This is a genomic window from Citrobacter braakii (assembly GCF_002075345.1).
Taxonomy (GTDB): Bacteria; Pseudomonadota; Gammaproteobacteria; order Enterobacterales; family Enterobacteriaceae; genus Citrobacter; species Citrobacter braakii.
Map to the genome: position 1 here is coordinate 82,295 of NZ_NAEW01000008.1, position 23,158 is coordinate 105,452.

General features: G+C 53.3%; 18 protein-coding genes. 8 read left to right on the plus strand and 10 right to left on the minus strand.

What is annotated here, in order from left to right; genetic code table 11:
- Positions 1–196: 196 nt before the first annotated feature.
- On the plus strand, positions 197–1,606 hold the full coding sequence (cycA, locus tag BZK42_RS17730) for a D-serine/D-alanine/glycine transporter (RefSeq protein WP_016151437.1): 1,410 nt from the start codon (positions 197–199) through the stop codon (positions 1,604–1,606).
- An 80-nt stretch (positions 1,607–1,686) separates the two neighbouring features.
- On the opposite strand, the gene ytfE is transcribed toward cycA, so the two are convergent.
- Positions 1,687–2,349: an iron-sulfur cluster repair protein YtfE gene (gene ytfE / locus BZK42_RS17735; protein WP_003025690.1), complete on the minus strand. Its 663-nt coding sequence runs from the start codon at positions 2,347–2,349 to the stop codon at positions 1,687–1,689.
- Positions 2,350–2,593: 244 nt separating this feature from the next.
- Between ytfE and BZK42_RS17740 the strand changes: the two genes are divergently transcribed.
- Positions 2,594–4,147, plus strand: a complete 1,554-nt coding sequence (locus BZK42_RS17740; RefSeq protein ID WP_046275835.1) for a methyl-accepting chemotaxis protein — start codon at positions 2,594–2,596, stop codon at positions 4,145–4,147.
- A 63-nt stretch (positions 4,148–4,210) separates the two neighbouring features.
- Here the strand turns inward: BZK42_RS17740 and BZK42_RS17745 are convergent, their stop codons facing one another.
- The 3 genes from BZK42_RS17745 to BZK42_RS17755 form a co-directional block, all read right to left on the minus strand.
- Complete coding sequence (locus BZK42_RS17745) at positions 4,211–5,176, minus strand: DMT family transporter (protein WP_016151440.1); 966 nt, start codon at positions 5,174–5,176, stop codon at positions 4,211–4,213.
- Between the two features lie 76 nt (positions 5,177–5,252).
- On the minus strand, positions 5,253–6,077 hold the full coding sequence (locus BZK42_RS17750; RefSeq protein ID WP_016155523.1) for an AraC family transcriptional regulator: 825 nt from the start codon (positions 6,075–6,077) through the stop codon (positions 5,253–5,255).
- 81 nt (positions 6,078–6,158) lie between these two features.
- Positions 6,159–7,007 carry an SDR family oxidoreductase gene (locus BZK42_RS17755; RefSeq protein WP_046275833.1) on the minus strand — a complete coding sequence of 283 codons (849 nt, stop codon included), beginning with the start codon at positions 7,005–7,007 and terminating at the stop codon, positions 6,159–6,161.
- 85 nt (positions 7,008–7,092) lie between these two features.
- Here BZK42_RS17755 and BZK42_RS17760 point away from each other — a divergent pair, with 85 nt between their 5' ends.
- Positions 7,093–7,497, plus strand: coding sequence for a winged helix-turn-helix transcriptional regulator (locus BZK42_RS17760; protein ID WP_016151443.1), 405 nt, complete (start codon positions 7,093–7,095; stop codon positions 7,495–7,497).
- Positions 7,498–7,545: 48 nt separating this feature from the next.
- On the opposite strand, the gene cpdB is transcribed toward BZK42_RS17760, so the two are convergent.
- Positions 7,546–9,489 (minus strand): 2',3'-cyclic-nucleotide 2'-phosphodiesterase, encoded by a 1,944-nt coding sequence (gene cpdB / locus BZK42_RS17765; protein ID WP_016155525.1) that lies wholly within the window; start codon positions 9,487–9,489, stop codon positions 7,546–7,548.
- A gap of 187 nt (positions 9,490–9,676) precedes the next feature.
- On the opposite strand from cpdB, the gene cysQ reads away from it, so the two are divergent.
- Positions 9,677–10,417 (plus strand): 3'(2'),5'-bisphosphate nucleotidase CysQ, encoded by a 741-nt coding sequence (gene cysQ, locus BZK42_RS17770; protein ID WP_016151445.1) that lies wholly within the window; start codon positions 9,677–9,679, stop codon positions 10,415–10,417.
- Here the strand turns inward: cysQ and BZK42_RS17775 are convergent.
- Entirely contained in the window at positions 10,407–10,964 is a 558-nt protein-coding gene (locus tag BZK42_RS17775) for a YtfJ family protein (protein WP_016151446.1), read from the minus strand. The genes cysQ and BZK42_RS17775 overlap by 11 nt on opposite strands.
- A 327-nt stretch (positions 10,965–11,291) precedes the next feature.
- On the opposite strand from BZK42_RS17775, the gene BZK42_RS17785 reads away from it, so the two are divergent.
- On the plus strand, positions 11,292–11,498 hold the full coding sequence (locus tag BZK42_RS17785) for a DUF1107 domain-containing protein (protein WP_003025710.1): 207 nt from the start codon (positions 11,292–11,294) through the stop codon (positions 11,496–11,498).
- 67 nt (positions 11,499–11,565) lie between these two features.
- Here BZK42_RS17785 and paeA read toward each other — a convergent pair whose 3' ends face one another.
- Positions 11,566–12,906, minus strand: a complete 1,341-nt coding sequence (gene paeA / locus BZK42_RS17790; protein ID WP_003830418.1) for a polyamine export protein PaeA — start codon at positions 12,904–12,906, stop codon at positions 11,566–11,568.
- Between the two features lie 152 nt (positions 12,907–13,058).
- On the minus strand, positions 13,059–13,697 hold the full coding sequence (gene msrA, locus BZK42_RS17795) for a peptide-methionine (S)-S-oxide reductase MsrA (protein ID WP_080859613.1): 639 nt from the start codon (positions 13,695–13,697) through the stop codon (positions 13,059–13,061).
- 212 nt (positions 13,698–13,909) lie between these two features.
- Here msrA and tamA point away from each other — a divergent pair, with 212 nt between their 5' ends.
- The 3 genes from tamA to BZK42_RS17810 are packed head-to-tail and all read left to right on the plus strand — an operon-like array spanning position 13,910 to position 19,763.
- A complete protein-coding gene (gene tamA, locus BZK42_RS17800; protein ID WP_016155528.1) occupies positions 13,910–15,643 on the plus strand; it encodes an autotransporter assembly complex protein TamA in 1,734 nt (577 codons plus the stop codon).
- Positions 15,640–19,416 (plus strand): autotransporter assembly complex protein TamB, encoded by a 3,777-nt coding sequence (gene tamB, locus BZK42_RS17805; RefSeq protein WP_080859614.1) that lies wholly within the window; start codon positions 15,640–15,642, stop codon positions 19,414–19,416. The genes tamA and tamB overlap by 4 nt, the downstream gene beginning before the upstream one ends.
- Before the next feature lie 2 nt (positions 19,417–19,418).
- Positions 19,419–19,763, plus strand: a complete 345-nt coding sequence (locus BZK42_RS17810) for a gamma-glutamylcyclotransferase family protein (RefSeq protein ID WP_016151451.1) — start codon at positions 19,419–19,421, stop codon at positions 19,761–19,763.
- 42 nt (positions 19,764–19,805) lie between these two features.
- Here BZK42_RS17810 and BZK42_RS17815 read toward each other — a convergent pair whose 3' ends face one another.
- Positions 19,806–21,815, minus strand: coding sequence for a TonB-dependent receptor domain-containing protein (locus BZK42_RS17815; RefSeq protein WP_080859618.1), 2,010 nt, complete (start codon positions 21,813–21,815; stop codon positions 19,806–19,808).
- 83 nt (positions 21,816–21,898) lie between these two features.
- On the minus strand, positions 21,899–22,969 hold the full coding sequence (gene yncE / locus BZK42_RS17820; RefSeq protein ID WP_016155531.1) for a 7-bladed beta-propeller protein YncE: 1,071 nt from the start codon (positions 22,967–22,969) through the stop codon (positions 21,899–21,901).
- Between the last annotated feature and the right edge of the window lie 189 nt (positions 22,970–23,158).

The following is a 23,158-nucleotide window of genomic DNA, read 5'->3' on the forward strand; positions in this document are numbered from 1 at the left end:
TGTGAGCTGATTCGCGCTATCAGAGTGATATGACACTCACTTTAAACATTAAATTAACATTATATCTAAATCTTAGTATTCATCCCGCCAATTCTTACCTAATATCGATGAGTCCTGATAATCAGGAACGTCGTATCATAGACACACTAAAGGCCGTAGAGCCTGAACAACACAGACAGGTACAGGAAGAAAAAACATGGTAGATCAGGTAAAAGTCGACGCCGCTGAAGAGGCTTCGTCTGAACAGTCGCTACGGCGCAATCTCACAAACCGTCATATTCAACTTATTGCCATTGGTGGTGCTATTGGTACCGGCCTGTTTATGGGCTCTGGTAAAACCATCAGCCTCGCCGGACCGTCGATCATCTTTGTGTATATGATTATCGGTTTTATGCTGTTTTTCGTGATGCGTGCAATGGGTGAATTGCTGCTCTCGAATCTGGAGTACAAATCTTTTAGTGATTTCGCCTCTGATCTGCTCGGGCCATGGGCCGGGTATTTTACCGGCTGGACTTACTGGTTCTGCTGGGTTGTTACCGGGATGGCAGACGTTGTCGCCATTACGGCGTATGCGCAATTCTGGTTCCCCGAACTTTCAGACTGGGTCGCCTCGCTGGCGGTGATCGTGCTGCTGCTGAGCCTCAACCTTGCCACTGTAAAAATGTTCGGTGAGATGGAGTTCTGGTTTGCGATGATCAAAATCGTCGCCATCATCGGCCTGATTGTCGTTGGTCTGGTGATGGTGCTGACGCACTTCCAGTCGCCAACCGGCGTTCAGGCATCGTTCACGCATCTGTGGAATGACGGTGGCTGGTTCCCGAAAGGTCTGAGCGGCTTCTTTGCTGGCTTCCAGATAGCCGTGTTCGCGTTTGTGGGTATTGAGCTGGTGGGAACGACCGCAGCGGAAACCAAGGACCCGGAGAAATCTCTACCGCGCGCCATTAACTCGATTCCGATCCGTATCATCATGTTCTACGTTTTTGCGCTGATCGTGATTATGTCCGTAACACCGTGGAGCTCGGTAGTGCCAACCAAGAGCCCATTCGTTGAACTGTTTGTGCTGGTCGGTCTGCCTGCCGCGGCGAGCCTGATCAACTTTGTGGTGCTGACTTCAGCAGCCTCTTCCGCAAACAGTGGCGTGTTCTCTACCAGCCGTATGCTGTTCGGCCTGGCACAGGAAGGCGTAGCGCCTAAAGCGTTTGCCAAACTGTCTAAACGCGCAGTTCCGGCGAAAGGTTTAACCTTTTCCTGTATCTGTCTGCTGGGCGGCGTGGTGATGCTTTACGTGAACCCGAGCGTGATTGGCGCGTTCACCATGATCACTACCGTGTCGGCGATTCTGTTCATGTTCGTCTGGACCATCATTCTTTGCTCGTACCTGGTGTACCGCAAGCAGCGTCCGCACCTGCATGAAAAATCAATCTACAAGATGCCGCTAGGCAAGCTGATGTGCTGGGTATGTATGGCGTTCTTCGTCTTCGTACTGGTACTGCTGACGCTGGAAGATGATACCCGCCAGGCGCTGATCGTGACGCCGCTGTGGTTCATCGCGCTGGGTCTGGGTTGGTTGTTTATCGGTAAGAAACGTATGGCAGGTATGCGTTAATTTTAGTGCCCGGTAGCGCGATGCTTACCGGGCCTGAATTCCGTAGGCCGGATACGCGTTAGCGCTATCCGGCGATATCTTTACTCCCCGGCGAGAGCTCGCGGGAACAACACATTATTTTCCAGACTGATGTGTTCCATCAAGTCGTCGATCATCTCGTTAATGCCGTTATACATGGCTTTCCAGGTGGTGCAGGCTTCTGGCGGCGGCGTCACGTTATGGGTGATGTGTTTGATCACTTCGACCAGTTCACCGGCATCGTCATGTTCGCTTTCCATCACGCTGATTGGTCCCATCGCCTGGCTACCCATGCCCTGTTTGATCATCGGGAACAGGATCTGCTCTTCTTTCATCATGTGGCTGGACAGCTCTTCATGCAGCATGGTCAGGTTTTTCGCCAGACCGCGTGGTACGTTCGGTTTATCTGCGTGAACGCGTTCAACTTTCGTGGCCTGCAGAATCAGTTCCGGCAGCTGTTCGCGGTGTCTGTCGTGATAACGCACGATGATATGATCGATGATTTCAGCCAGTGCCACGGTACGCCAGTCTTTCTCCAGCGGCTGTTCAGCCAACTGCGCGAGCTGTGCCTCAATAACGTCTAAATCCAGCTCTTTACGCGCAGCAGCGCGTGCCAGCGTTTGCTTACCGCCGCAGCAGTAATCCATATCGTATTTACGAAACAGGGCCGAAGCGCGAGGAATAGAGAGCGCCAGTTCACCTAAAGGTTGATCGCGATAAGACATTGCCGTTACCTCATTCTCAATAATATAAGATGTATATTAAATGCAACTTATAGCGAAGGATATAACCCTTTCGGGGTGGGGTGTTTTGTAAGGAATGTCACGAAAATTTCTTGTTTCGTTAAGGTGCTGAATCTTATTAGAAAGGAGAGGGGCGGCGAAAAAAGCCGCGCGACAGGATTAAATAAGCGCACGCCGCTGCCGATAGTTAGACCTCAGACAATACCTGCATAATAAAAGGCTACAGATGTTTAAACGAATCAAAGTGATAACCTTACTTATCACCGTGTTACTCGCCCTGGGCGCGATGCAGCTCATCTCCGCGGGCGTCTTTATTGGCGCGCTCAATAACGATAAGCAAAACTTTAACGTCTCTCAGCTTTCCAGCCAGAACGTGGCCGAGTTTACCGATGCGTGGATTAGCCTGAACCAGGCTCGCGTCACGCTCAACCGGGGCATGTTGCGTTTACAGGGAACGATGGCTAGCGAGATTAACGGCGGTCAGTTGAAGGAACTGGTGAACACGGCAAATCGCCTGTTGGCCGAATCGAAAGAGCATTACGATAAATACTACGCCCTGCCGGAAACGCCGGGGCTTGATGAACATCTGGCCGATCGACTGGAAGAGCAGTACGGCATCTATTCTGCGACGCTGGCTAAAATGAACGCGCTGCTGGCTGAAGGTAAGCTGGAAGAGATGTTCAAGCAGAATGCCGAGCAAAAGCAAACGGCCATGCAGGAAGTCTATCGGGAATGGCGTAGCGCGCAAACGGCGCTGGCCACTGCCGGAGTGCAGGACAATGAGAGTGATTACCAGAAGATAATCTGGCTGTTATCCGCCGTGATGCTGATTGTCGTCACCGTGATTATCGCCAGCTGGCTGGCAATGCAGCGAGTGCTGCTCAAGCCTCTCCACGAAGTGATGGGGCATATTCGCCACATTGCTGCGGGTGATTTGACGCACAGCATCAACGCCGATGGCAGCAATGAGATGGCGCTGCTGGCAGTCAACGTTCGCGACATGCAGCAGGCGCTGGCGAACACAGTCAGCGTGGTGCGTGACGGGGCTGACACCATCTATACCGGCGCAGGTGAAATTGCCGCCGGCAGTAACGATCTCTCTTCACGTACCGAGCAGCAGGCCGCCTCTCTGGAAGAGACTGCTGCCAGCATGGAACAGCTCACCGCTACCGTGAAGCAGAACGCGGATAACGCGCGTCAGGCGACCAGTCTGGCAAAAAATGCCTCACAGACGGCGCAGAAAGGCGGAACCGTGGTTGATGGCGTAGTGCGTACGATGGATGAAATTGCCACCAGTTCCAGCAAAATCGCGCAAATTACCAATGTTATCGACGGCATTGCCTTCCAGACCAATATTCTGGCGCTGAACGCGGCAGTAGAAGCGGCGCGTGCGGGCGAGCAGGGGCGCGGGTTTGCCGTGGTCGCTGGCGAGGTCCGTACACTGGCACAGCGTAGCGCTCAGGCGGCGAAAGAGATTAAGGCGCTGATTGATGACTCGGGGAATCGGGTAAATGCCGGTACGGCGCTGGTGCATGAAGCGGGTGAAACGATGGCGGAAATTGTGAGCGCCGTGACCCGTGTGACCGACATCATGGGCGAGATAGCCTCGGCCTCTGATGAACAGAGCCGGGGTATCGATCAGGTAGGTCAGGCGGTTGCCGAGATGGATCGCGTGACGCAGCAAAACGCCTCGCTGGTGGAGGAGTCCGCTTCCGCCGCCGCTGCGCTCGAAGAGCAGGCAGCACGACTGAATCAGACCGTAGCGGTGTTTAAAGTTTAACGTCTAATCCGACCTACAAAATAATATCTTGTAGGTCGGATTAGCGCAGCGCCGTTCGGGCCATTATGATTGTGGAACCACGACGACGCTTGGTTTCTGTGGTTTGGCTCTGACGGCTATCACCACCCCAACAATCAGCAGCGCAATGCCGCTTACCGTCAGCAGCGGCGGGAATTCCTGGCGCAGGATAAAGGTGTACACCAGGCCAGCCAGCGTTTCGAAGACAATCAGCGGGCCGAGGATCACCGTCGGCAATTTTTGGCTGGCGACGTTCCAGCACAGTGCGCCAACCCACGAACACAATACCGCAATCGCTATCATCAGGCCGATAAACACGCCCGGACGTGGGCCGAAGGGCAGGGCAAAGTCCGGCGTTTGCCCGTTCAGCCACAGGCAGGCTGCAATATAACCGAGCAGAGAAACAGGTAACGTTACCAGTGCCTGGGCCGTCGCCCACATCATCGGGTGCTTATCTGGATTCTCGCGCAGCCAGCGGGCATTACGCAGCGCATACCACGCCCAACACACTACCGAGATCAGCGCCAGCGCGATTCCAGAACCATAACGCCAGCCGCTAAAGTCGGGTAAGCCTTGATTCAGCTCCGAGATATTCACGCACAGCAGACCGATACCAATCAGCACCAGCGCAGGCGACAGACGCCACCATGATAATTTGCCGTCGCGCTGGCTGTAGAGCAGGTTAGCGAAGACCGGGATCACAACCGGCAATGTACCAATAATCATCGTTGAAACCGGCGCGCCAGTGCGCTGGATGGCGCTTGCCAGGCAAACGTAATAAATCAGATTACCCATCATCGTTAGCGCCAGCGCAGTGACCCAGTCTTTGCGCGTCAACTGACGCAAGCGCACACGCCCCAGCCAGGCAATCGGCAACGCTATTAGCCCCAGCGCCAGATAGCGCCCCATCGACTGCAATACCGCCGGATATTCCGGTACGATCAGCGGCCCAACAAAAATTAATCCCCACATCAGCCCAGCCAGCAGGGCATACAACACGCCGCTAATCATTTTTGACATCCACATCGCTTAACAATAAGTCGAGTGTAGGCAGGAAAAATGCAGCCGTATTGTATGAGATTGCTGTTCAACGCCGGACGACTTGTTTCTGATAACGTACCGGCGTAATACCGTAGCGATGGGTAAACGCGCGGGTGAGATGCGACTGGTCGGTGAGGCCGGTTGCGGCAGCGACCTCCGCGGCGGGCATTCCGTGAGTGAGAAAACCTTTGGCTCGCCACAGGCGGATCGCCATCAGCATCTGGTGCGGCGTGACGTGGAAATGAGATTTAAACTGGCGCTGAAAATGCCAGGGACTCAGCGCTGCAACCCGCGCCAGTTCGTCGAGCGTGACCGGGTGCATATAATTATCGTGCAAATACTCACGTACCCGCTCAAAGCGATGCGCTCCCTCCGGTAATACCGGCGCATGGCGGGCCAGCGGCTGGAACGTGTCGATCAGATCGAGTAATAACCCTTTTTGCGCCAGCGGATCCTCAGTGTTCCACAGGCCATGGATCAGCGAGCAGATCTGGCGCGAGCGTAGCGGATCGTGACGCGTTACGTCATGAAACCACCAGTGGCGGATCCCGGTGACTTCTTCCAGAAGATCGGGCTCAAGATAGATCATCCGATAGCGCCAGCCGTCGGCGGTTTCCGCTTCGCCGGTATGTAGCTCATCGGGATTCATGGTGACGACGGAATGGGCGGGGGCCACGTACTGCGTGCCGCGATAGCGAAAACGTTCGGCTCCGGCTTCTATCGCGCCAATACCAAATGCTTCATGGGTGTGGGGTTCAAAGGCGTAACGCGAGATGTGCGCATGATACAGCTCAACGCCCGGCACCTGTGCCAGATGGCGAAAGCGGGCGCTGTCTTTCTCATCAATAAACTGCTCAGGTACACCTTGCACGTATTCTCTCCCCACGCATCATCATGTCATTATCAGAGAGGATGCGCGGGGATGCCACCACAATTAACTAATTTTTAACACTTACACGATGCCTTTGACGCTGTCTGCCAGCGACGTGGTTGGACGACCAATCAGTTTGCTCAGCGTATGGCTGTCGTCGAAGAGGCCACCTTTAGAGGCACCAACGTCTGAGTCAGCCAGCATGTCCGCCAGTCCGGCAGGCAGACCAACACCTTTCAGCGCGGCCGCAAAATCAGCTTCGCTCAGGTTTTGATACACCACTTTTTTACCGCTCTGTTTTGCCAGTTCGGCCGCCAGTTGGCTCAGGGTCCAGCCTGCGTCGCCCGCCAGTTCATAGATTTTACCGGCATGACCGTCTTCACTGATGACGCGCGCGGCGGCGGCGGCATAGTCGGCACGGGTCGCCGAGGCGATTTTGCCTTCTCCCGCCGCCCCAATAAACACGCCGTGTTCCAGCGCGGCTGGTGCGCTGGCGAGATAGTTTTCGGTGTACCAACCGTTACGCAGCAGCGCGTACGCGATACCGGATTCAGCCAGCATCTTCTCGGTTGCGACATGCTCATCAGCCAGCCCCAGCGGGGAGCGATCGGCGTGCAGCAGGCTGGTGTAGGCGATAAATTTCACGTGGGCCGCTTTCGCCGCGTTAATCACGTTGCGATGCTGCGGGGCACGTTGTCCCACTTCGCTGGAGGAGATTAGCAGTAACTTGTCTATCCCCTGTAAGGCCGTGGTAAAGGCAGCTTCATCGCTGTAATCCGCCTGACGAACGGTAATGCCCTGCTGGCTAAGCGCCGTCGCTTTAGCAGGATTACGCACAATAGCCACAATCTGGCTGGCAGGAACGGTTTTCAGTAGCGTTTCAATAACGTGTTGGCCCAGTTGGCCAGTGGCACCAGTAATCGCGATCATAGGATAACTCCTTTGGTATTGGTCTTGTGTTTAATCACATTAACACCTAAACTTACTTTTAGTAAGTACGTACAAAAAGGTTAGTATGAAAATGACAGCTTTGACGCTCTCCCAGCAATTACGTGATGGCAACTTGTTTGCCGAGCAGTGTCCCTCCCGCGAGGTGTTAAAACACGTCACCAGCCGCTGGGGTGTATTGATTCTGGTGGCGCTGCGCGACGGTACGCACCGTTTCAGCGATTTGCGCCGTAAGATGGGCGGCGTCAGTGAAAAAATGCTGGCGCAATCCCTGCAGGCGTTAGAACAGGACGGGTTTATCAATCGGGTGTCATATCCAGTGGTACCGCCGCATGTGGAGTATAGCCTGACACCGTTGGGTGAGCAGGTGAGCGAAAAAGTCGCAGCGCTGGCGGACTGGATAGAGGTGAATTTGCCGCAGGTTTTGGCAAATCATACCGTTAAGAACGAAGACGTCCCGGCATCAGCGTAAACGACCCGGTCGGGCTTGCCGGATGGCGCAGCGCCACCCGGCGTGGTCTTACTTACTCAAATCCAACTGATAAATGGCGAAGCCGATGTCATCGGTAGCGACTTTCTTCAGTGGATACTGGCCTTTCTCTTTGATAAACGCAGCGGCTTTATCAGACGGTGATGTTTCAAAGCGAATATCCAGTTGTGTCTCGCTGTGAATCGGCGCCAGACGCCAGTTGTTATCTGCCGCTGGATGAATTTCGCCTGCGCTCTTTGTCTGGGAACCTATCCATGCTGCCAGCACCGAGCGGTTTTCATCTGGTGATGCAAACGCGATGTGGCTGTCGCCGGTCCCGGCAAACTTACCGCCGTAGGCGCGGTAGTTGTTGGTCGCGACGAGGAAGGTTGCGTTCGGATCGATCGGTTTGCCGTTAAAGGTCAGATTTTTAATACGCTCCGCTTGCGGGTTAATCGTCTGGCATTCACCGTCATAGCGAGCGGGTTGTGAAACATCAATCTGATAATTCACGCCGTCAATCACGTCGAAGTTATAGGTACGGAAGCCATCCCAGTTAATTAACGACTGCGGTTTGCTGCTGTGGATATCAATCTGATTAAACTGCCCGGCAGAACATTCCAGCCACTCTTTCACCTCTTTACCGCTGGCTTTCACCACGACCAGGGTATTGGGATAGAGATACAAATCAGCGGCGTTACGGAAGGTAAGCTGACCTTTTTCGACTTCGACAAAGCTGGCCGGATCGTTCTTGCGTCCACCGACTTTAAACGGCGCAGCGGCGGAAAGTACCGGTAGTTTTGCCAGGTCCGGATCGCCCTGGATAAAATGTTCCACATAGGCTTTCTGCGCGTTATTCACCACCTGCACGGTCGGGTCGTCCTGAACCAGCGCCAGATAGCTGTACATGTTGTCGGCAGATTTACCGATTGGTTTGCTGACAAATTCACGCGTGGCATCGTGATCGGCTTTTAGGATCTCAACGATTTTTTGGTCTTCGCCAGCCAGTGATTTTTTGGCCGCGGCGTCATAAATCGGGCGCGCCTGCGCTTTCCCCTGCGTAACCTGCCATTTACCGCTATCGTTATTCAGCACTAAATCTACTACGCCCAGGTGATCGCCCCACATGCCCGGCATCACCGCAGGAACGCCATTGAGCGTACCTGTTGTGATATCTGCGCCTTTGATGTTGGCAAAGTCTTTCCCCGGGAAAACGGCGTGAGCGTGACCAAACATAATGGCATCCACGCCCGGAACTTCACTGAGGTAGTAAACGGAGTTTTCCGCCATCGCCTGGTATGGGTCGGCAGAAAGCCCGGAGTGAGCAACCACCACCACGACATCGGCACCTTTGGCTCGCATTTCCGGCACGTATTTACGTGCGGTTTCCGTAATGTCATTCACGGTCACTTTGCCGCTGAGGTTGGCTTTATCCCAGGTCATGATCTGCGGCGGCACAAAACCGATATAGCCAATTTTCAGCGTCTGCTTGTTTCCTTCCTGATCGACAACCTCAGTCTCTTTGATCAGATAAGGAGTAAACAGCGGCTTTTTGGTCTTAACGTCGATGATATTGGCGTTAACGTAAGGGAACTTCGCCCCGGCTAGCGCGTTGTGCAGATACTCAAGACCGTAGTTAAATTCATGGTTGCCAAGGTTACCGACTGCGTAATCCAGCGTATTCAGTGCCTTATATACCGGATGCGTTTCGCCCGCTTTCAGCCCCTTGGCCGCCATATAATCCCCGAGCGGGCTGCCCTGAATCAGATCACCGTTATCAACCAGCACGCTGTTTTTGACTTCACCACGTGCTGCGTTGATCAGGCTTGCCGTACGAACCAGGCCAAATTTTTCAGTCGGCGTATCTTTGTAATAATCGAAATCCATCATATTGCTATGTAAATCAGTGGTTTCCATTATGCGCAGATCGACGGTCGCGGCATTGACGCTGGCTGCAATCAGCGTGGCCAGAAACGTTGCACTAAACTTAATCATCAGGGGCATCCTTTTAAGATCTAAGCCACAAAAGAAAATGTATATAAATCTTCTTGCTTACAGAACTGTGAATCATGACATGAATATAGCGTTTAAAACCGCAGACGCTATCACAGTTGGCGGATCCTTTGGCGATCGGGTATAAGTAAAACAACGAGTTAACACCACGACAGAAACGAGGTGGAGAATGTTAGAACATGTATGCCAGCTTGCACGGAATGCGGGCGATGCCATTATGCAGGTCTACGATGGAATCAAACCAATGGAGATTACCAGCAAGCAGGACGATTCTCCGGTCACGGCGGCGGATATCGCCGCGCATACGGTGATCCTCGAAGGATTACTGGCGCTGACGCCGGATATTCCGGTCCTGTCTGAAGAAGCGCCTCCTGGCTGGGATGTTCGCCAGCACTGGCAGCGCTACTGGCTGGTAGACCCGCTGGACGGTACCAAAGAGTTCATTAAGCGTAACGGTGAATTCACCGTCAATATTGCGCTTATCGAGCAAGGAAAGCCGGTACTGGGCGTGGTTTACGCGCCGGTGATGAAAGTGATGTACAGCGCGGCAGAAGGTAAAGCGTGGAAAGAAGAGTGCGGCGTGCGCAAACAAATCCATGTTCGTGACGCGCGTCCGCCGTTGGTGGTGATTAGCCGCTCGCATGCTGACAATGAGTTAAAAGAGTATCTGCAACAGTTGGGTGAGCACCAGACCACGTCGATTGGCTCATCGCTGAAGTTCTGCCTGGTGGCGGAAGGGCAGGCACAGCTGTACCCACGTTTTGGGCCAACTAACGTATGGGACACTGCCGCTGGCCACGCCGTTGCCGCCGCAGCCGGGGCGCACGTTCACGACTGGCAGGGGAAATCTCTGGATTACACCCCACGTGAATCATTCCTCAACCCCGGCTTCCGCGTCGCTATTTACTGAGTAATTTGTGCAGCAGGGCAATAACCTGCTGCACCTCTTCCTGCGTCAACGCACCATCTTTTGCCCACTGAACGCGTCCGTCCTTATCAAGTACGGCGATAGCGGAGCTCTCTTCATCCAGTTGCCAGGCTTTACGCGCAATGCCATTGCTGTCGACGATAAATTGTGACCACGGGTAGAGCTTCTTATTGCTCTCCAGACTGCTGCGCACAAACATACCGGAGCCAGGAATGGCGTCATCGGTGTTGACGATCGTGGTGGTCTGGTATTTGTCGTGCGGCAGGTTGGCCGCCTTGATTGCCTCGATCAGCGTAGCATTTTTCTCTTTGGCGGAGGTGCGTCCGGCAATGTGTTGCACAATTCGCACTTTCCCTGGCAGCTGCGCGCTATTCCAGCTTTTGTAGCTAAACTTATCGTTATCGAGAATCAGTTCGCCACGATCGGCGATCCCCACCGGCGGTACGCGCTGGTTGGTCTCAAACGAATGCGCACAGGCAATCATCGGCAGCAGCAGGCATGACAGCGCCAGCAGTTTTTGTAAGGTCATAGGTTTTCCTTCTTTCTTTATTTTGCAGGTGATCCGACCACTTGGGTCTGGAATTTAATCATATGTGCGATTGATGCTTTTTCCCGCAAGCGCGATGCCAGTTTGCGGACGGGCGCACAAATCCTGCGAAAAATGAAGGCTTATACTGAAGACAGCGAAGCGTTGAAAAGATAATTCTGAATATTTGTAACCTGAAGGTAAATAAACTTATACACGCTGGAAACATGAGCGAGATAGTCTATAGTCATAGGGCATTAAAATTTGCGCCTGAGGATTGTCGGACCGATTGTGGTACCGCAAAGGCGTAATGCTCAGCAGGAGACAACAATGAAAATTTTCCAACGATACAACCCGCTGCAGGTGGCGAAGTACGTGAAGATCCTGTTTCGTGGACGGTTATATATCAAGGATGTAGGCGCTTTTGAATTTGATAAGGGTAAGATTCTTATCCCAAAAGTGAAGGACAAACTGCATTTTTCCGTGATGTCCGAAGTTAACCGTCAGGTCTTGCGTCTGCAAACTGAGATGGCTTGATCAAAGTGCTATGCGGTAGTTAAAAAAACGGCTCCTGGATGGGAGCCGTTGATGTTTCTGCAGGACGTTAAGACGCCTTTGCCTCTTCTTTTGCATCCGGCAGTTTCGGTACCAGTACGGTAGGTTTACTGTCCAGACGCGTCACCAGCAGCTGATCGATCTTGTAGTTATCGATATCCACCACTTCAAATTTGTAGCCTGAATACTTCACCGAGTCGGTGCGTTTCGGGATTTTACGCAGCATGAACATCATAAAGCCGCCGATGGTTTCATAGTTGCCGGACTGCGGGAACTCATCGATATCCAGGACGCGCATAACGTCATCAATCGGCGTACCGCCATCGACTAACCATGAGTTTTCATCGCGCGCCACGATCTGCTCTTCCAGACCCTGACCGACTAAATCGCCCATCAGCGTAGTCATAACGTCGTTGAGCGTGATAATCCCCACCACCAGCGCGTACTCGTTCATGATGACGGCAAAGTCTTCGCCTGCGGTTTTGAAGCTTTCCAGCGCTTCAGAGAGCGTCAGCGTATCCGGCACAATCAGCGTATTGCGGATCTGTACGCCACTGTTCAGCGCCATGCTTTGGTTCGCCAGTACGCGGTTGAGGAGATCCTTTGAATCGACATAGCCAATGATGTGGTCGATATCTTCGTTACACACCAGGAATTTGGAGTGTGGATGTTCCGCCACCTTGTTCTTCAGGCTTTGCTCATCTTCGTGGAGATCGAACCAGATAATATTCTCGCGCGAGGTCATGGAAGACGGTACGGTACGGGATTCCAGTTCGAACACATTTTCAATCAGCTCATGTTCCTGCTTACGCAGAACCCCAGCTAACGCACCCGCTTCGACCACGGCGTAAATATCGTCCGAGGTGATGTCGTCTTTACGCACCATCGGGATCTTAAACAGACGGAAGATGTTATTTGCCAGACCGTTAAAGAACCACACCAGCGGGCGGAAGACGAGCAGGCAGAAGCGCATCGGGTTGATGATACGCAAAGCCACAGCTTCTGGCGCAATCATACCGATGCGTTTCGGAGTTAAATCCGCGAACAGGATGAACAGGCCAGTAACCAGCGAGAACGACAGAATAAAGCTTAACTGTTCGGACAGCTCTGGAGTGAAGTACTTCGAGAAAAGGCTGTAAAACGCCGGGGAGAATGCCGCATCACCGACAATACCACCGAGAATAGCGACCGCGTTAAGGCCAATTTGCACGACGGTAAAAAACATGCCGGGGTTTTCCTGCATCTTCAAAACACGTTGTGCGTTTACGTTGCCTTCATCGGCAAGCAGTTTAAGTTTTATTTTGCGTGATGCAGCAAGCGAGATCTCGGATATCGAGAAAAACGCACTCACGGCGATCAGGCAGAGAATGACTAAAATACTGTTTAACATATCTTATCCGACCGTTAAGGCCAGATCCTCGGAAGGGAGAAGTTGATAAATCCGTGTGAAATACACATTGAAAACCGGTCCGAAGGGAGTGGACCGGCAATTTCAGGAGCTAGTATAGCGTAAGGTACTGTAAAGCCGCCAGAGGGTGGCGATTATCCTTGTGGCGGCAGACAAACGCCAATCCCGCCAATGCCACAGTACCCATAAGGATTTTTATGCAGATACTGCTGGTGGTCGTCCTCGGCATAGTAGAACGGGGTTGCGGTAGTGATTTCCGTTGTAATGGTGCGCTCGTCGCCAGCGGCGGTCATTGCTGCCTGAAAACGCTCAAGGCTTGCCTGTGCCGCGACGTTTTGCTCCGGCGTTAACGGGTAAATGGCGGAGCGATACTGCGTCCCCTGGTCGTTCCCCTGACGCATGCCCTGCGCCGGGTCGTGATTTTCCCAGAACACCTGCAGCAGTTGCTCGTAGCTGATAACATGCGGATCATAGACGACGCGTACCGCTTCGGCGTGTCCGGTATCGCCGGAACACACTTCCCGATAGGTTGGGTTAGGGGTGTAGCCGCCGGTATATCCGGCCGCTGTGCTGTATACCCCGGGTAATGACCAGAATAAACGTTCAACGCCCCAGAAACATCCCATGGCGAAAAAGGCTATCTCCATACCGTCGGGCACGTTGGTCATCGAATGTTGGTTAACCGCATGCAGCGTTGCCACTGGCATCGGGGTGTTGCGTCCAGGTAGGGCATCTGCTTGAGTAACAAGATGCTTTCTATCAAATAAACTCATGGCCGTTCTCCCGAAATCAGTCATTTGGGTTAAGGTTGTAACGAGACGCGTCTTTGCCCACAATAAACGGCGTGAATACGTCTAGAGTTAAACATAAGAAATATTTGGGTTGTCGTCTGTTTTTCAACTCTTATTGTTGATTTTTTGTTAAGCCGAGGAACGGCATAGTATTTTTTTCCAGGGGTGGGAAAAAAGGATATTCAGGAGAAAATGTGCCACATATCCGTCAGTTATGTTGGGTGGGATTACTGTGCTTAAGTGGCTCCGCCGCCGCAGCGAATGTTCGCTTACAGGTCGAGGGATTATCAGGACCGCTGGAGAAAAACGTCCGTGCGCAGCTATCCACGATTCAAAGTGATGAAGTCACTCCAGACCGACGCTTTCGTGCGCGCGTTGATGATGCCATCCGCGAAGGGCTAAAAGCGCTGGGCTACTTTGAGCCCACCATTGATTTTGAGCTGCGTCCGCCGCCGGCGAAAGGACGCCAGGTGTTGATTGCCAAAGTGACCCCTGGTGAGCCGGTGCTGATTGGCGGAACCGAAGTGATTCTGCGCGGTGGCGCACGTACGGATAAAGATTACCTCGATCTGCTGAAAACGCGACCGGCAATCGGCACCGTGCTGAATCAGGGGGACTATGATAACTTCAAAAAATCACTCACCAGCGTGGCGCTGCGCAAAGGCTATTTCGACAGTGAATTTAATAAAAGCCAGCTTGGGATAGCGCTCGAACGCCGCCAGGCATTCTGGGATATCGATTACAACAGCGGTGAACGCTATCGCTTTGGCCATGTCACTTTTGAAGGCTCGCAAATTCGCGATGAGTACCTGCAAAATCTGGTGCCCTTTAAAGAGGGTGAAGAGTACGAGTCGAAAGATTTGGGCGAACTGAACCGTCGTCTGTCGGCGACCGGATGGTTTAATTCCGTGGTCGTCGCACCGGAATTTGATAAAGCCCGTGAAACCAAAGTGCTGCCGCTGAAAGGTGTGGTGTCGCCGCGAACAGAAAACACCATCGAAACCGGGGTCGGTTACTCAACTGACGTCGGTCCACGGGTGAAGACCTCGTGGAAAAAGCCGTGGATGAACTCCTATGGCCACAGCCTGACCACCAGCGCCAGCATCTCTGCGCCAGAGCAGGTTCTTGATTTCAGTTATAAAATGCCGCTATTAAAGAACCCGCTGGAGCAGTATTACCTGGTGCAGGGGGGCTTTAAGCGTACCGATTTAAACGATACCGAGCAGGACTCCACTACGCTTGCGGTTTCCCGCTACTGGGATCTCTCCAGCGGCTGGCAGCGCGCGATCAACCTGCGCTGGAGCCTCGACCACTTTACCCAGGGTAACGTCACTAACACCACCATGCTGCTCTATCCGGGCGTGATGATCAGTCGGACGCGCTCGCGCGGCGGTCTGATGCCAGTTTGGGGCGACTCCCAACGTTATTCCATCGATTACTCCAACACGGCCTGGGGTTCAGACGTTGATTTCTCCGTCTTCCAGGCGCAAAACGTCTGGATCCGCACGTTGTACGATCGTCATCGCTTTGTGATGCGCGGCAACCTCGGCTGGATCGAAACCGGGGACTTCGACAAAGTACCGCCGGATCTGCGTTTCTTCGCCGGGGGCGATCGCAGCATTCGCGGCTACAAATACAAATCTATTTCGCCTGAAGGCAGCGACGGCAAGCTGAAAGGGGCCTCGAAGCTGGCAACCGGCTCGCTGGAATATCAGTACAACGTGACCGGAAAATGGTGGGGTGCGATGTTTGTCGATAGCGGCGAAGCGGTCAGCGATATCCGCAGAAGCGATTTCAAAACCGGTGCCGGGGTCGGCGTACGCTGGCAATCGCCAGTGGGACCCATCAAGCTCGACTTTGCTGTCCCTGTGGGCGACAAAGATGAACATGGTTTACAGTTTTACATCGGTCTGGGGCCTGAATTATGAGTTTATGGAAGAAGATAAGCCTCGGCGTGCTGATTTTTATCCTGCTGTTGTTAGGCACGGTGGCGTTCCTCGTCGGCACCACTTCGGGCCTGCATCTGATCTTCAAAGCGGCGAATCGTTGGGTTCCGGGGCTGGAGATTGGTCAGGTCACCGGCGGCTGGCGGGATTTATCGCTCAAAAATATTCGTTATGACCAACCTGGCGTGGCGGTGAATGCTGGCGAAGTGCATCTGGCCGTGGGGCTTAACTGCCTGTGGGACAGCAGCCTGTGCGTCAACGATCTGTCGCTGAAAAATATCAACGTGGCGATCGACAGCAAAAAGATGCCGCCATCAGCGCCGGTTGAAGAGGAAGAGAGCGGTCCGCTTAACCTTTCCACACCTTACCCAATCACGCTTTCGCGCGTGGCGCTGAACAACATCAATATCAAAATCGATGACACCACGGTTTCGGTGCTGGAATTTACCTCCGGCCTGAACTGGCAGGAAAAAACGCTAACCCTGAAGCCAACGTCATTACAGGGGCTGCTGATTGCCCTGCCTAAAGTGGCGGAAGTGGCGCAGGAAGAGGTTGTCGAACCAAAGATTCAAAATCCGCAACCGGATGAAAAACCGCTCGGCGAAACGCTAAAAGATCTGTTCTCAAAGCCGGTGCTGCCGGAAATGACCGATGTCCATCTGCCGCTCAATCTCAACATTGAAGCGTTTCGCGGCGAGCAGCTGCGCGTGACCGGGGATACGGATTTAACGGTACATAACATGCTGCTGAAAGTGAGCAGCATTGACGGCAACATGAAACTCGATGCACTGGATATCGACTCGAATCAGGGGACGGTAAAAGCCAGCGGCACGGCGCAACTGACCGACACGTGGCCGGTCGATATTACGTTAAACAGCACGCTCAACGTCGACCCGTTAAAAGGCGAAAAGGTGAAGCTGAAGGTCGGCGGCGCGCTGCGTGAACAGCTGGAAGTCGGCGTAAATCTGTCTGGTCCGGTGGATATGGACCTGCGGGCGCAGGCGCGTCTGGCGGAAGCCGGATTGCCGCTCAACCTTGAGGTGGTGAGTAAGCAGGTTTACTGGCCGTTTACTGGCGACAAGCAGTTCCAGGCTGATGACATCAAGCTCAAACTGACCGGTAAGATGACCGACTATACGCTGTCGATGCGTACCGCTGTGAAAGGGCAGGATATTCCTCCGGCTACCATCACGCTGGACGCCAAAGGCAACGAACAGCAGATCAATCTCGACAAACTCAGCGTTGCGGCGCTGGAAGGGAAAACTGAGCTGAAAGCGCTGGTGGACTGGCAGCAGGCGATCAGCTGGCGCGGGCAGCTAACGCTGGATGGCATCAACACGGCGAAAGCGATCCCGGAGTGGCCATCAAAACTGAATGGCCTGGTGAAAACTCGCGGCAGTCTGTACGGCGGAAGCTGGCAGATGGAGGTGCCCGAGCTGAAGCTGACCGGCAACGTGAAGCAGAACAAGGTTAATGTACACGGTTCGCTGAAGGGTAACAGCTACCTGCAGTGGACGATCCCGGGCCTGCATCTGGAACTGGGACGCAACAGCGCGGATGTGAAAGGGGAACTGGGGGTCAAAGACCTCAATCTCGACGCGACGATTGATGCCCCGAGCCTGGATAACGCGCTGCCGGGACTGGGCGGTACGGCGAAAGGGCTGGTAAAAGTTCGCGGTACGGTTGAAGCGCCACAGCTGCTGGCGGATATCACCGCTCGGGGTCTGCGCTGGCAGGAGCTGTCCGTCGCTCAGGTGCGTGTCGAAGGCGACGTGAAATCGGCAGAGCAAATCGCTGGTAATCTCAACGTTCGCGTAGAGCGGATTGTACAGCCTGACGTGAATATTGGCCTGGTGACGCTCAATGCCAAAGGTAGCGAAAAGCAGCATGAGCTGCAGCTGCGCATTCAGGGGGAACCGGTCTCCGGGCAGCTCTCCCTGGCAGGTAGCTTTGATCGCAAAGAGCAGCGCTGGAAAGGTGCGTTAAGCGATACCCGCTTCCAGACGCCGGTCGGTCCGTGGTCCCTTAACCGCCCTGTCGCGCTGGATTATCGCAATCAGGAACAGAAAATCAGCATTGGGCCGCACTGCTGGAACAACCCGAATGCGGAACTGTGCGTACCGCAAACCATTGATGCCGGTGCACAAGGACGCGCGGTGGTGAACCTTAACCGCTTTGACCTGGCGATGCTAAAACCGTTTATGCCGGATACAACCCAGGCCAGCGGCGTTTTCACTGGCAAAGCTGATGTGAGCTGGGACACCACCAAAGAGGGGCTGCCGCAGGGGCAGGTTACGCTGAGCGGACGTAATGTGAAGGTCACGCAAAGCGTGAACGATGCGCCGCTCCCTGTGGCGTTTGAAACGCTGAATCTGACCGCCGACCTGCACAATAACCGTGCCGAGCTGGGCTGGCTGATTCGCCTGACCAACAACGGGCAGTTTGACGGCCAGGTGCAGGTGACGGATCCGCAAGGACGCCGCAGTCTCGGCGGCAACGTCAACATCCGCAACTTCAATCTGGCGATGGTGAACCCCATTTTCTCGCGCGGTGAAAAAGCGGCTGGGGTGATCAACGCCAACCTACGTCTGGGCGGTGATGTGCAAAGCCCGCAGCTGCTCGGACAGCTGCAGCTGAGCGGTCTGGATGTCGACGGCAACTTTATGCCGTTTGACATGCAGCCAAGCCAGTTAGCCGTTAACTTCACCGGAACACGCTCAACGCTGGCGGGCGTGGTGCGTACGCAGCAGGGCGAAATTAACCTGAGCGGCGATGCCGACTGGAGTCAGATAGACAACTGGCGGGCGCGCGTTGCGGCTAAAGGCAGCAGGGTTCGTATTACCGTGCCGCCGATGGTCCGCCTGGACGTATCGCCGGACGTGGTCTTTGAAGCCACGCCGAGCCTGTTTACCCTCGATGGCAACGTGGATGTGCCGTGGGCGCGTATCGTGGTACACGACCTGCCGGAGAGCGCGGTAGGGGTTTCCAGCGATATGGTCATGCTTAACAACAATCTGCAACCGGAGAAACCACAGACAGCAGGTATTCCGATCAACAGCAACCTGAACATCCACGTCGGTAACAACGTGCGTATTGACGCCTTTGGTCTGAAAGCGCGTCTGACGGGCGATCTGAAAGTGGTGCAGGATAAGCAGGGGCTGGGGCTGAACGGACAAATTAATATTCCGAGCGGGCGTTTCCATGCCTATGGTCAGGATCTGATTGTGCGTAAGGGCGAGCTGTTGTTCTCCGGTCCGCCGGATCAACCGTTACTCAACATCGAAGCAATTCGTAACCCGGAAGCCACCGAAGACGACGTGATCGCCGGGGTTCGCGTCACGGGCACCGCCGATGAACCGAAGGCGGAGATCTTCTCCGACCCGGCGATGTCGCAGCAAATGGCGCTTTCCTACCTGCTACGCGGACAAGGGCTGGATAGCGAACAGAGCGACAGCGCGGCAATGACTTCAATGCTTATTGGTCTGGGGGTTGCACAAAGTGGTCAGGTTGTGGGTAAAATCGGGGAGACATTTGGCGTAAGCAATCTGGCACTGGACACACAAGGGGTGGGTGATTCATCTCAGGTGGTTGTCAGCGGATACGTACTGCCAGGTCTGCAGGTGAAATATGGTGTGGGTATATTTGACTCCTTAGCGACACTCACGCTACGTTATCGTCTGATGCCTAAGCTATATCTGGAAGCAGTGTCTGGCGTAGATCAGGCACTTGATTTGCTCTATCAGTTCGAGTTTTAGCAATGCGAATATTTGTCTACGGCAGTTTACGAACCAAACAAGGCAACAGCCACTGGATGACCAATGCCCTGTTGCTGGGAAATTTCAGTATCGACAACTACCAGTTGTATAGCCTGGGCCACTATCCAGGCGCCGTTCCAGGAGAGGGAACAGTACACGGGGAAGTTTATCGTATTGATAACGCCACGCTGGCAGAGCTTGATGCTCTGCGTACCCGCGGCGGTGAATACGCACGCCAGTTAATTCAAACGCCGTACGGAAGTGCATGGATGTACGTGTACCAACGTCCGGTTGATGGCTTAACGCTGATTGAAAGCGGTAACTGGTTAGACCGAGACCAGTACTGATATGAACACGCCACCCTCGGGTGGCGTTGTTTTATTCTGGATTTAAAACTCCACGCGCGCGCCGAGGTTATAGCGGCGTCCTTCCACCTGTGCGGATTCGTTCCACGCGGTTGTCAGTTTCGGATCTTCATCCAACACGTTGTAGACCCCAGCCATCAGTTGCGTGTGCTTATTGAGCTGATAACGTACGCCTACGTCCACCATCGTGTAGTCATCGTATTTATAGTTATTGCCGCTGTTGCGGTTACTGCTGCGATAATTCACCGTACTCCATACGTCCAGGCTTTGCGTTGCCGCCCAGTTCAGCGACAGATTCGCCATATGGCGCGGATAATCGTTTAGCGCGTAGCCTTTGTTAACGCCGCTTTTTTGTTCGCTGTGGTTCCAGGTGTAGTTAGCGTTGGCTTTTACAGCGGCGGTAATCTGCCAGTCGGCATTCAGTTCTATACCGTATACATCCGCCTCGCTGACGTTGAAGTATTTACTGACGGAATCCGCGTTGTAGCCGTTGACGGAGCACTGGTTCGTCAACGTGGTTTCACAAATAGTTTGTTCAGCAATTTTGTCTTTGAACTGCGTATAGAAGACGGTGCTGTCGAGCGATAGCGCATCTCCCGTCCAGTAGAGGCCCAGTTCAGAGTTAACGCTTTGTTCAGGTTTCAGGTCGTCGTTACCAACGGTGAGGAAGGGATAAGGTACGGTTGAGCCGTAAGGGGTTACGAAGTTGCTGGACGTCGCGCGCAGCTCCGGTTTTTTATAGCCTGCGGAAACGCCGCCTTTCAGCGCCCAGTCATTGCTAAAGGCCCAGTTACCGTACATTTTCGGCGTAATATGTGTGCCAAAATTGTCATCCTGGTCCATCCTCGCTGACGTGGTCAGGATGAAATCGCCAATGCTCCAGCCGTCTTCAGCAAACAATGCCCAACCGTTACGGCTGATTTTGGTCACCGGGTCAGATCCGGGCAGCGTTTTGTTGGCCACATCAAAGCGGTCATTCAGCTCTTCGCGCGTGAAATTCGCCCCAACGGTCAGTTTATGGGTGTCGAGCGTGAAAGTGGTTTGCGAATTGGCGACGTAGTTCTCCATCTGCACATACTGCGGGGACTGTCCGTCATAAACGTACTTCGAACGGCCTTTTTCATAGTTTATGTAGTTGGTCGTCGCGATGGTGTCGTCTGCATACCAGCCGGTATGCGTCAGGGTGGCGGCGTTACGATCGAACAGCCATGACCACGGCGCACCGCGTTTCTGGGTACGGTTTTTTTCCTGCTCACCGGTGACCACGTTGAGATCGAACAGGTTATTCTCGCTGGCGGCCAGGCCCAATGTCATATCAACGGATTTACGATTGTGTTTGCCAAAATAGTTATTGCGATCGTCATCGCGACGGTCAAGCCAGTCGGCCGCCACGCTAAGACCGAGAACATCGGGCACAATCGGCCCCATGGTAAATAAATTCATCTGGCTGGTATTACCTAAATACTGGTGTTCCTGCAGCCAGGTATTGGCAGCAATTGCCGTGGTCCACTCTTTTGCGCCGTACGGTTTTTTGGTAATGACGTTAACCACACCGCCGATGGCGTCTGAACCGTACAGCGAGGACATCGGCCCACGGATAACTTCAATACGCTCAATGGCCTCCATTGGCGGTAAGAAGTTGGCTTCAGTACCAATATCATGTCCGTAAGGGCGAGATTCACCGGTATTTTGTTTGACGCTGTTGACCATAAAAGCGGTATAGGACGGGTCCATGCCGCGGATCATAATGCTGCCGGCGTTCATACCGCTGCTGTTGGTGACCGAGACGCCGGGAAGGTTTTTAATGGCTTCACCGATGCTACGGTCCGGCTGAATATCCAGCGTGTTACGATCGATAACTGAAATAGTGGCCGGCGCTTCGCGTTTTTGCTGCGAGAATCCGGATGCGGTGATCACCATTTCATCTTCGCTAGTGCGTGAGGTCTCGGTGAGTTCTTCTGCCTGGGTGGGGAAAATAACACCGCCTGAGAATGCAACGATCCCTGTCAGCGTAATAAGTTGACGCGTTTTCATAATATAGACACCTGAAAAGTAAAAAATAAAAACATCACCTTGCAGCTCAAAAAAGCTGCAAGGTGCAGATAGTTTTTTAATTATTAATATTTAGAGAGATCGATTTTCAGCACGTAGTCGGGCTTCACACCTGTCATTTTTTCCGACTGTTTGACGCTGACGTACAGGGTGTTAGCATCTGCCGAGAGCGCCAGACTGTTAGGTAATGCATTGGTTTCAATGCTTTGTTTTACCTGATAGGTCTTGCTGTTCACAATGCTGATGCGTTTAGCATTACGGTGGGTGATATAAACTTCCTGGCGTTTTTCGTTATATATCACTGCCAGCGAGTTAATAACCTTAATTGGTGCAATAACCTTACCGGTATTAAGATCAACAACCAGTACGTCCGCTAAATCCGGATCGGTCAGGAATGCACGGTTATTTTTTGCATCCAGGGCAATATTCAGGAAAAAATGTTTTTTATCTGGCTCAATGGTAAAGCGATTAATAATTTGATGGTTGGTGGTATCCAGCGTAATAAGTTCGTTTCGGCCATTCACAACATACAGGCGGTTCTTATTTGCATCCACGGCCATGCCGGTCGGGTACTGGCCCATGTTCTCGAGGGTGGCGATTTTCTCGCGCTTTTGTGTGTCCACCACCCAGACTATGCCCTTTTCAGCCACGCCGGAAACGTACAGACGGTGGTGCTGTTTATCGAGCACCATTTCACGCGTATGAACAATATCTTTCGGGTTTTTGGCTTCGCTCAGTTGCAGTATCGCCAGCTCTTTACCGCTGCGGGTATCGACTAGCGTTACTGAACCTTCCAGCGTGTTGCCGACATACAGCACCTGGTTTTCTTCATCCAGCGCGGTGGCAAAGGCACGACGGCTGGTGTCGATGACTTCAGTCGTCGTGAGTTTCTCTAGATCGAGTTTATAGATAAGCCCGCTGGTTTTATCTTTATCAAACGACGGCGACGAGGCGACAAAAAGCGCATTCTGCTGGCTATCAACCGCCAGCTCATACACGCCGTTACCGACATCGCGAGTCAGAAAATCTTTCTCAGGTAGCGTCTGCGCCACGCTGGACAGGCTGGTAAATAACAGCGCTGTGGCGAGTGCCACGCAGGAATAGCGTTTCAGGGACTTCACATTGTGGAGGTTCATTGACTTTTATTCACATTTATTTACATGCTGAGAATGATAATGAGATCTAATATCATTCGCAATTAAGATAAATGAAATGTGACTACCCATTCTGGTAGGTCAAAAAGAAAACAGCGAAGGGGAGAGGTGGTAGAACGTAGAAATTTAAAAACCCTTACTAACCAGAGACTGGCGTTCAGGGTTTTAAGC